This window comes from Gilliamella sp. Nev6-6, assembly GCF_001690605.1.
GTDB classification, from domain to species: domain Bacteria; phylum Pseudomonadota; class Gammaproteobacteria; order Enterobacterales; family Orbaceae; genus Gilliamella; species Gilliamella apicola_C.
In genome coordinates this window covers 85,502-96,423 of the sequence record NZ_LZHP01000068.1, presented here as the reverse complement: position 1 = coordinate 96,423, position 10,922 = coordinate 85,502, and the positions used below count along the sequence as shown (strand labels likewise).

Here is a 10,922-nt window from a genome sequence, read left to right as displayed (position 1 = left end):
GGTAAAGCGTAAAAAACGCATTCCTCCACGATGCCCGGAAAGGTTATTAGTCCCCAATAAACAAGGTGAATGTTGGTCAATGGATTTTATGAGTGACAGTAGTCGTAATCAACGTCGCTTTAGAACATTCAATGTCATCGATGACTTTAATCGTGAGGCATTAGGGATTGATATTGCAGTAAGCTTACCGGCAGGAAGGATTACCCGTTACTTAGATAAACTGGCCGAATATCATGGGTATCCATTAAAAATATGGGTCGATAATGGGCCAGAATTTACAGGAAAAACCTTTACCAACTGGGCTAAATTACATGGTATAACCATTGATTATATCTAGCCCGGTAGCCCGTATCAAAATGGCTATATTGAACGATTTAATCGTACCTATCGCACTGAGGTACTCGATTTATATCTATTTAATAATCTAGAACAAGCAAGAAAGGTAACCGAAGAATGGCTAACCATTTATAACACCGAAAGACCGCATGAGGCATTAAATAACATGACACCAATTGAATACAAAACACTAAAACAGGCAGCTTAATTTTCTACGTGAGTTGTTTTACTAAGTTGGGGATATTTACATGATAGATATAGGGATTAACATAAATTATTTTTAATAACGAAACGGTATAGATTCCTCAAAGTTTTTTACAAAAATAACCTGATAAGCGAACAAGTACGTCAAAATTTCAAAATTGCTATAAAATTCACATATAACATTACGTGAGCTGCTTTATGTTCAATCGATTTTACACATTTCTTTGTGACATAACGAAGTTGTTGTTTGTGACTTATTGTTTTTTTTATTATTGCTGTTATTTATAAAAAGCTTTAAGGATAGTCGGGAGGGGATTGGGTATAAAAACACACTTATCAGAAAATAAGTGCGTTTTTAGCAATAAACGCCTTATTTCACTGGTCGCATGGTTGGGAATAAAATAACATCACGAATTGTATGGCTATTTGTAAATAGCATTACTGTTCGGTCAATACCAATTCCTAATCCTGCTGTAGGCGGTAAACCATGCTCAAGGGCAGTAATGTAATCTTCATCATAGAACATTGCCTCATCATCGCCAGCGTCTTTTTGGGATACTTGATCTGCAAAACGTTGTGCTTGATCTTCGGCATCATTGAGTTCTGAGAATCCATTGCCAATTTCACGTCCACCAATAAAAAATTCAAATCGATCAGTAACAAATGGGTTTTCATCATTACGACGAGCCAGAGGTGAAACTTCTGCTGGATACTCAGTAATAAAGGTTGGTTGAATTAAATTTGCTTCAGCCACTTCTTCAAAAATTTCAGTGACAACACGACCAAGTCCCCAGCCTTTTTCAATTTTGATGCCAACTGATTGCGCAATGGCACAGGCTTTATCAAAATCATCTAAATCGGCATTATTGGTTTCTGGGCGATAGTGGCAAATGGCTTCACGCATTGTCATCTTGATAAATGGCTTACCAAAATCAAAAGTATGATCGCCATATTGCACAACAGCATCGCCAGTTACGGCAATAGCTAAACGACGGAATAATGCTTCTGTCAATACAATCAGATCTTTGTAGTCAGCGTAAGCCATATACATTTCCATCATGGTGAATTCTGGATTATGTCTTGGCGACACCCCTTCATTACGGAAGTTACGGTTAATTTCAAATACACGTTCAAAGCCCCCAACAACTAAACGTTTTAAATAAAGCTCTGGTGCAATTCGTAAGTACATATCTAAATCAAGCGCATTATGATGCGTAATAAAAGGCTTAGCTGATGCGCCACCAGGGATAACTTGCATCATTGGCGTTTCAACTTCCATAAAGCTATTTTCAATCATAAAATTACGGATTTCACTGACCACCTTTGAGCGCGCTTTAAACGTCTCTCTTGATTCTTGATTAGTGATAAGATCCAAGTAACGCTGGCGATATCGCATTTCTTGATCAGCCAGTCCATGAAACTTATCAGGTAATGGGCGTAGTGCTTTGGTTAGCAAGCGGATTTCTTCACAATGAATAGAAAGCTCACCTGTTTTAGTTTTAAATAGGTAACCTTTAGCACCGACAATATCCCCCAAATCCCATTTTTTAAATTGTTCGTTATAAAAACCTTCAGGAAGATCATCACGAGTAACATAAAGTTGGATTTGCCCAGCAACATCTTGTAAAGAAACGAACGAAGCTTTACCCATAATACGGCGCATCATCATACGCCCAGCAACAGTTACAATAATTTTATTTTCAATCAATTCTTCATTCGTTTTATCGCCATACTGTTTATGAAGATCGCTTGAAATTGCGTCACGACGAAAATCATTCGGGAAAGCAATGCCTTGTTCGCGAATTGCAGATAATTTTTCACGACGTATTGTAAGCTCGTTATTTAACTCTTCAATATGGTTTTGTTGCTCTTGCTGTGTTGACATAATTTTACCTTTTATTTATCACCAAGCAGGGTTATAAACCTGCTTTTAAGCTTTCTTCAATAAATTGATCTAAATCACCGTCTAAAACGGCTTGGGTATTGCGTGTTTCGACACCGGTACGTAAATCTTTGATTCGTGAATCATCAAGTACGTAAGAACGAATTTGGCTGCCCCAGCCAATGTCAGATTTATTTTCTTCCATCTGTTGTTTTTCGGCATTTTTCTTCTGCATTTCAAGCTCATACAGTTTTGCTTTTAACTGTTTCATTGCTTGATCTTTATTGCTGTGTTGTGAGCGGTTATTTTGGCACTGCGTCACAATCCCGGTTGGAACATGTGTAATACGTACTGCAGACTCAGTTTTATTCACGTGTTGCCCACCAGCACCTGATGCCCGGTAAACATCAATACGGAGATCTGCTGGATTAATGTCAATATCAATATCATCATCTACTTCAGGATAAACAAATACTGAAGCAAACGAAGTGTGGCGCCGATTGCCTGAGTCAAATGGACTTTTACGAACTAATCGATGCACCCCTGTTTCAGTACGTAACCAACCGTAAGCATAATCGCCAGACACTTTAATTGTTGCTGATTTGATGCCCGCAACATCACCATCTGACACTTCCATTACTTCTGTTGTAAAACTTTTTGATTCAGCCCAACGCAAATACATTCTAAGTAACATCTCTGCCCAATCTTGTGCTTCTGTACCACCTGATCCTGATTGGATATCTAAATAACAATCGGCACTATCGTAATTGCCAGAAAACATACGTCGAAACTCAAGGCTTACCAGTTTTTTTTCTAGTTGATCAAGCTCGCTGATTGCTTCATCGAAAGTATCTTGATCTTCAGCTTCAATAGCAAGCTCAAGTAGACCTTCAACATCGTCAAGGCCGTGAGTTAATGAATTGAGAGTACCGATGATTTCATCAAGTGCGACGCGTTCTTTACCTAAAGCTTGTGCTTTTTCTGGATCTGCCCACACTTCGGGCTGTTCTAATTCAGCATTGACTTCTTCTAGTCGTTCTTTTTTTACATCATAGTCAAAGATACCCCCGAATCACAGCCGTGCGTTCGGTAAGTTCAGCGATCTTTGACTTAACAGGGTTAATTTCAAACATGATTTAAATTGATCTGCTCAGTTTATGATTTTTTAAACAAGCACCCATTGTAGCGGATTTAGTCATAAATTAGCAATTGCCAATTTTAGAGGCTGTATTGATGAATAATCTATTGATGATAAAAAGATGACACATAAAATGCCATCTTTAACAGGTTGGATAGAAGCTTTATTGTAATAACTATTTATTTTTTAGCTTCTGCGTAGAGTTCAGCAACTTTATCCCAGTTAACTACATTCCAAAACGCACCAATATAATCAACACGACGATTTTGGTATTTTAAATAATAAGCGTGTTCCCACACATCAAGAGTTAAAATAGGTGTGCCAGAAACGCTGGCAAATTTTTCACCCATCATTGGTGAATCTTGGTTAGCGGTTGACACAATTTCAAGCTTGCCATTTTGTAATACTAACCATGCCCAACCTGAACCAAATCGAGTGGCTGCCACTGCGGCAAATTTTTCTTTAAAAGCATCAACTGAACCAAAATCGTTTTCGATGGCAGTTTTAAGTTCACCTTTAAGCTCGGTACCGACTTTTAATAATTCCCAGAAAAGAGTATGGTTAACATGTCCACCTACGTTATTTTTAACACCAGTAACTTTGTCGGCAGGGACTTTATCTAAATTTTTTAATAAATCACTTGGACATAAATCTTTCAATTCAGCCGGCAATGTTTCAAGGATAGTATTTGCATTGTTTACATAAGTTTGATGATGCTTATCATGATGAAGATGCATCGTTTCTGAATCAATATAAGGTTCTAATGCATCATAAGCATAAGGTAAGGGAGGTAAAGTATAAGCCATGAAATTTGCTCCTTTCATATAATTAGGTATTAACTACTATTTATAATGAGTATAAGGACTATTAGTATAGCCCTCAAACTATCACTTAGATAGCTGATGACTATCTATTGTTAAGATAATTATTGTATTTTCAATTACGCTTCATTATTTGCGATAAATGGAGTGTACATCATAATAGCGTGATTTTCACTGATGAGTTTCTCTTCCGTATGGTTATCAATTAAATGGGTTTTACGTTGCCAGATTTTATTATGTCTAGTGTAGCCTCCCCACCATTGTTGCTCAATACGGTGATCAGTTTCAAATACTTCATAATCATAAGACAAAGGCGAATCTGCAAGCAATTCACCATGTAAGTATTGATCATCAAGCCACAGGTTAAGTCGATAAGTTGTATTAGTTTTATTGATCAACTGTAAATCGACATAGTTATAAGACAAGGTTGCCCCGCAAGCAAATGGAATTGTACGATTAATATCAGGGAAAACATCAAAGCTGTGCCGCCAACGCTCCAGAATTGTTAAATCAGAATGTAATACAATCCAATAAATCAAATTACCTAATTGGCATAATCCACCACCAATATCTTTGCCTATCTGTCCATTATGTAATGATAGCCCTTCTAAAAATCCTCGTTTTTTGGATGGACGCCCTACTTTTTGCCAGATCGAAAAACGTTGATTGGGCTTAATGATTGAACCATTAAGTTTTTCAATGGCTAATCTAAGATTCGTGATCTTGTTATATTGTAAATACATATCAACATCTTTTAGTGGTCTTAATAAAACAGACTGATGTTTTTTGTGTGAATAACAACAGGTATTATTATTTATGTCGACAGTACTATAAATGTTACGATGTCGCCACCAATCTAATTTTCGTTTTAAGATAAAATACTCTTTGCCTAATTTCAGCCTTAATTTACTGCGTTTTATCGGTTTATCGACAATGATATCTTTCATATTTTCCATTCCCTTATCTACAATATATAATCAGTTATTTTTCTAAAGATGATTGATAGTGCTGGCTCAACTTGCCGAGAAAAGCGAAAAGTTTTTGATTCATTGCCGTGTAATCATGCGAGCGAAGCATTTCAGGCGTATCAACAAAGCGGTAATTGGCAGCTTGATTAAGCTCTTTTTGCGAATGGGCAATCAGCAATTCAACAACTTCAGGCGTGAACTCCATATGGCATTGAAACCCATAAACGAATTTATTATAAGCAATGATTTGGCGAGGGCAGCCTTCACTATAAGCAATAATTTGGGCATCTTTGGTTAAACCTGGCATATCATTGTGCCAATGGCCAACTTCTAATGCACTTCCAAAATCAGCAAATAAAGGATTGGCTTTACCGATTTCAGTTAGTGTAATAGGAAACTTCCCAATCTCTTTTTCTGGGCTTTTGGCATAGTTTGCTCCTAATGCTTCGCCAATTAATTGCGCCCCTAAACACACACCAATGACCATTTTACCCGCTTTTATCGCAGACAAGATCACACCTTGTTCTGCTATAGAGTCAAAATATGCACACTCTTGTTGAGTTGTTGACGGTGATTGAGGCCCGCCCATGATAATAAGAATATCAATCTTATCAATATGGTGAGGAAGCGATTCACCTAGATAAACACGAGAATAGGTTATTGTGTGATGATGCATCATGGCCCACTGCTCATAGGCACCAGGCGCTTCAAAAGCTTCATGAATAATAAAATGTACATGCATTGCTCATTCCTCCTTACCGATAAATATATCATCAACTTTATGATCGAATGGAGCTTTATATATCTAGCTCTGATAGATCTATTGCTAAATTATTATGAATAATTTATTTGTAAATACAATATAGATTGCTGATATTAACGTGATAAAAGGTGGATAAGATGACTTGGTATTAAAATATTATCTATTAAAGGTGAGATTTTAAAACATGAAAGTTGGCTCCTCCAACAGGACTTGAACCTGTGACATACGGATTAACAGTCCGCCGTTCTACCGACTGAACTATGGAGGAACCGAAATGTAGCGCGCATATTATAGATTTAATGGCACTATGTCAATAGTAAAATGCTTTTTTGTGTTAATTACCTCCTTTTAGGATAATTCAAGTGTTAGAATTGTCTTGAATAAGTGGTCTTGTCTAAGTAATTGCTGTGGATGTGAGCCAAGCTCTTGTTGTGGGATCCTCTGCTTTAGCTTACGATAATAATCAATCCAATAAGGTAAAATTTGATTTGTCGTTAAATCCTTAAAATTCATTGGATATAATGCGAAATAGTCACTACCATGCTTAGTTTTGAAAGTATAAGTGATCAGCTCACTACAATAAAATCCGTCCGAATCGGGATAAAAGCTATGATTGTAAGGTGAACCTAAACAAGTTTTAACTCGCTTAATTGCATTTTTAATAACAACTAAATCATCGATTCTGCCAATAATATTGCGCTTAGCTGCACAAACAAAATCAGCCAGTGGTTGTTCAATCACACCATATTGTTGCGTTGCTTCAATAACGATATTATTTCCGATATATAAACCGACATGATTGATATTTTTTGTTATTTTATCCATGTTAGGCACTGCGCCAGAACAGTTTATCGCGTCACTAAAATCATTATCTTCGTTAAGGCTTTGGAAGATGATATCGCCACTTTGAATATTATTGATTTTTAGCACGATAACGCCATAGAGAAAACATTACACAAGTTGCAATAATAAATTTGAGTGCATCAATACCGACAAATGGAAAGTAACCCACTTTTAAAGCATCAATAAAACTAATGTGCAAATAGCCCATCAAATAAACAACACCAAATGCAAATAATAATTGATGCGCACAAGCAAATGCAATTAAACCGAAAATAAAGCGACGATCATATCCCTTTTCTGCTGCAAACCCCGCTAAATAAGCGCTAAATACATAGCCGTATAAGTAACCAGAAGATGGTGAAGCCAGCGCCATAATTCCACCACTACCATTGGCAAATAGCGGTAATCCGATCGCACCTAGAAAAAGGTATTGAATTATTGCTAATGCACCTAATTTACGACCTAAAAAAGCGCCAATTAACAACACAGCTAATGATTGTAATGTAAATGGAACTGGATAAGTTGGAATACTAATATTAGCCGCTAGCCCTAAGAGTAATGCCGCACTTGTGGTAGCCAATAGTTTTCGTTGCCAAGAAGATAAGCTAACCAATGTGGTAATAAACGTTGGATAATACGAAGTCAGTTGTTGTTTCATTATTTTCTACCTTTTATTCATAAATAGTAGAACTATAATAACGTAATGCGTCTCAATGTAAACTATTTGTATAAAAAATAGTTTACATTGAGAGTAATGAGAGGGCTTTTATTATTACGCGCTAAAATAAAAATGTAATAACAAAGGCAATGTATTTCTTAAGTTAGATTAGATAAGGATTGCTAATTCGTTCATGACCAAAACTCGACATCGGCCCATGCCCTGGCACAAAAATAAAGTCATCGCCAAGAGGTAATAATTTATGGGTAATTGACGAAATCAAATCAGCATGGTTGCCACGAGGAAAATCAGTTCGCCCTATACTGCCTTTAAATAATACATCGCCGACAAAAGCCAATTTATCCAAATGATTAATAAAAACAATATGTCCTGGAGTATGCCCTGGGCAAAAAAGCACATCAAGGGTAATTTTACCTATTTGGATCTGATCCCCTTCTTTTAACCAACGATCAGGTAAAAAACTGTTAGTATGTGGAAAACCAAACTGTACGCATTGTTGTGGCAAAGAGGTTAATAAAAATTCATCTTCTTGGCTTGGCCCAATAATTTTAACGTTGTAATACTTAGCTAATTCAGCTGCTGCACCAACATGATCTAAATGCCCATGGGTTAATAAAATTTGTTTAATATTAACACCTAGTTTTTCAATCGCTTTTTTAAGTAGCTCTGGCTCACCACCAGGATCAATAACAGCCCCTTCCATAGTTTTATCACACCAAATAATGCTACAATTTTCTTGGAAAGCGGTAACTGGGATAATTTGGTATTGGAACATATGCTTATCTCCTTGTTTCTTGATGATGAGCAGTTAAATTTTGTCCATCTTCTCTTTTTAATTGCGCAAAAATAAAACTTGATAATATGGTAACGACACCAAGTATAACAAATGTCAGTTGGAATGCGTAAATAGTATTAGTCGTATTGCTTATCAATCTGAGTAAAACCGCCCCAAATCCTGTACCAAAACTAATTGCTAATTGTTGGTTAACTGCCATTAAGCTATTGCCACTACTTATTGTTTCACCTTGTAAATCAGCTAAAGTTATACTATTCATAGCCGTATATTGCATAGAGTTAATACCGCCGATACAAAATAATAACAAGCTGATTAGTATAAGTGATGTTGATAAATTTAACTGAGACATTAGCACAATCATTACACCCGCTAAAATCGTATTAGCGACAAGTACTAAACGATAGCCTAGGCGAGCTAAAATATGTGGAATAAAAATACGGGTGCAAATTGACGCAATCGCCATTGGTACAAGCATAATACCTGCAAAAATAGCCGAGTAGCCGAACCCCACTTGTAATAACAAGGGAATAAGAAATGGCACACCAGATATTCCTAATCGACAGATTAAATTTCCAATAATGCCTATTTTGAATGTGCGAATCTTAAAAAGCGATAGTGGAAATAATGGAGCCTGTTTTTTTCTTGCATATCGACGATAAATAACCAAAAAGAGCAGGCTAATGGCAGCAAGTAGCAATGGAAGATCATATTTCTGATTTTGGTTTAAAATCTCTACACTTAAAGTGGCACTAATAAAGGCAATAACAATAAATATAAAACCAAACAGATCAAAAGGCATCTGTTCACCTTTTAAATTGGGCATATATTTCCAACTAATGATTACACCTAAAATACCAATAGGCAAATTAATAAAAAACACCCAATGCCAACTTACCATATCAACCAGATAGCCACCCAATACAGGACCTAAAACAGGCCCAATTAGGCCTGGAATGGTGGCTGTATTTAAAGCCGCTAGAAAGTCACTACGTTTAAAAGATTTAATTAACACCAAACGTGATATGGGGACCATCATTGAACCACCAATACCCTGAATAATGCGTGATATATCTAAAAAAAGTAATGAATTGGATAAAGCGCAAAGCAAAGAACCAAGTGTAAATAGCGAAACAGCCATGACAAAAATATTTCTTGTGCCAAATTTATCCGACAAAAAACCGCTGACAGGAATAAACAATGCTAAAGTCAATGCATAACTTATTACTGCTGATTGCATATTTAAGGGGGACTCATTAAGATCTTTAGCCATAGTGGGTAGGGCTGTATTTAATATTGACGTATCAAGTGATTGCATAAAGAATGCAAACGCTGCAATCCACGGTAATATACGATAGACAAACGGTGGTAACTGTAATTCGCTATTCATTTTAATTTGGCCTAAAATTAATTTAAATGCTAGTGGAGCGGTTGGATATAAACTCTGAAAATTAAGCTCTCTTACTTAGAGTTGATTAAGAAAGAGAGCAGATGAACGCTATTTTACAATATTATTTGTTAATGATTGGATTTTTTCTTATTCTTTACTGGTTTACCTTGCCAATAGCCAGCCAGTAATGAGCCCGAAATATTATGCCAAACCGAAAATACTGCAGCAGGCAGAGCCGATAAAGCCGAAAAGTAGGTGGTGCCTAAAGTAGCTGCGAGAGCAGAATTTTGCATTCCTACTTCAAGTGACATGGTTCGGCAAGTTGATTCATCAAAACCAAATAAACGCCCTCCCCAGTAACCGCCAAGCAATCCTAACGCATTATGAATCACAACTGCAAAAATAACAGTGCCACCCACTTGGCCAATTTGAGTATGGCTACCTGCTACTACAATACAAAGAATTAATAAAACACAGATCATCGATAAAAGTGGTAAAAATTGTTCACATTTTTTAACGATAGGATTTAACAAATGGTGGATAATTAAACCCAATATAATTGGTATTAAAACAATCTGTACAATATGTACAAGCATTCCCCAAACAGGGACTTCAACTGTTGTGCCAACTAATAGCAGTGTTATCAGCGGTGTTATAACTACCCCCACAAGTGTCGAAACAGATGAAATTGTAACAGACAATGCAACATCACCTTTGGCAAGATAAATCATCACATTTGATGCCGTTCCACTAGCTACGCTTCCAACTAACACCATGCCAACCAATAGTTCTGGTCTCATTGTAAACAGTTTTGCTAAAATTAGAGCAGTTAACGGCATAACAATATAATGTAGTAAAGTACAAATTACCACCGCTTTAGGTTTGGTGACTACACGTTTAAAATCATCAATACTTAATGTAACTCCCATGGTGAACATCACAAACATAAGTAATTGTGATGTATGGGGGCGTATAGGTGTAAAAGTGTCAGGAGAAAAATAGGCCATAACAGCACACAAAACTGCCCACAAAGGAAATAATCGGGTAAGGGAAGAAATAGATCGAACAAATAGTTTATTCAATTGTCTAGCCATATAAGCCTACT

The 10,922-nt window shown here is 36.5% G+C and carries 11 protein-coding genes, 1 tRNA gene and 1 pseudogene; 2 read left to right on the top strand and 11 right to left on the bottom strand.

The annotated features are described in order from the left end of the window. Positions 1-337 (top strand): DDE-type integrase/transposase/recombinase (locus A9G42_RS13375; RefSeq protein ID WP_143426133.1); only part of this gene is annotated, 337 nt, incomplete at its 5' end. Between the two features lie 12 nt (positions 338-349). Further along, positions 350-544: pseudogene (locus A9G42_RS14825) on the top strand (integrase core domain-containing protein); the annotation flags it as partial. A gap of 366 nt (positions 545-910) precedes the next feature. Here A9G42_RS14825 and lysS read toward each other — a convergent pair. The 11 genes from lysS to panS all read right to left on the bottom strand — a co-directional run bounded on the left by lysS (position 911) and on the right by panS (position 10,911). Beyond that, positions 911-2,425, bottom strand: a complete 1,515-nt coding sequence (gene lysS, locus A9G42_RS08420) for a lysine--tRNA ligase (RefSeq protein ID WP_065653184.1) — start codon at positions 2,423-2,425, stop codon at positions 911-913. Between the two features lie 31 nt (positions 2,426-2,456). Further along, positions 2,457-3,555, bottom strand: a protein-coding gene (gene prfB / locus A9G42_RS08415; protein WP_141674654.1) for a peptide chain release factor 2 whose coding sequence is annotated in 2 segments (ribosomal slippage) — positions 2,457-3,479 and positions 3,481-3,555 — 1,098 coding nt in all. Because the reading frame shifts where the segments join, the coding sequence is not laid out codon by codon here. Positions 3,556-3,739: 184 nt separating this feature from the next. Next, complete coding sequence (locus A9G42_RS08410; RefSeq protein WP_065653182.1) at positions 3,740-4,366, bottom strand: Fe-Mn family superoxide dismutase; 627 nt, start codon at positions 4,364-4,366, stop codon at positions 3,740-3,742. A gap of 134 nt (positions 4,367-4,500) precedes the next feature. Further along, on the bottom strand, positions 4,501-5,328 hold the full coding sequence (locus tag A9G42_RS08405) for a VanW family protein (RefSeq protein WP_065653181.1): 828 nt from the start codon (positions 5,326-5,328) through the stop codon (positions 4,501-4,503). Positions 5,329-5,362: 34 nt separating this feature from the next. Beyond that, a complete protein-coding gene (locus tag A9G42_RS08400) occupies positions 5,363-6,091 on the bottom strand; it encodes a type 1 glutamine amidotransferase (RefSeq protein WP_065653180.1) in 729 nt (242 codons plus the stop codon). A 213-nt stretch (positions 6,092-6,304) separates the two neighbouring features. Then, positions 6,305-6,380 (bottom strand) — tRNA-Asn (locus A9G42_RS08395). A gap of 80 nt (positions 6,381-6,460) precedes the next feature. Beyond that, on the bottom strand, positions 6,461-7,042 hold the full coding sequence (locus A9G42_RS08390) for a YiiX/YebB-like N1pC/P60 family cysteine hydrolase (RefSeq protein WP_065653179.1): 582 nt from the start codon (positions 7,040-7,042) through the stop codon (positions 6,461-6,463). Further along, positions 7,026-7,613, bottom strand: a complete 588-nt coding sequence (locus tag A9G42_RS08385; protein ID WP_065653178.1) for a biotin transporter BioY — start codon at positions 7,611-7,613, stop codon at positions 7,026-7,028. Before A9G42_RS08385 ends, A9G42_RS08390 begins: the two co-directional genes overlap by 17 nt. 163 nt (positions 7,614-7,776) lie before the next feature. Further along, positions 7,777-8,409, bottom strand: a complete 633-nt coding sequence (locus A9G42_RS08380) for an MBL fold metallo-hydrolase (protein WP_065587992.1) — start codon at positions 8,407-8,409, stop codon at positions 7,777-7,779. Positions 8,410-8,413: 4 nt separating this feature from the next. After that, positions 8,414-9,817 (bottom strand): DHA2 family efflux MFS transporter permease subunit, encoded by a 1,404-nt coding sequence (locus tag A9G42_RS08375; protein WP_065653177.1) that lies wholly within the window; start codon positions 9,815-9,817, stop codon positions 8,414-8,416. Positions 9,818-9,945: 128 nt separating this feature from the next. Next, positions 9,946-10,911, bottom strand: coding sequence for a ketopantoate/pantoate/pantothenate transporter PanS (gene panS / locus A9G42_RS08370; RefSeq protein WP_065653176.1), 966 nt, complete (start codon positions 10,909-10,911; stop codon positions 9,946-9,948). Positions 10,912-10,922: the final 11 nt, after the last annotated feature.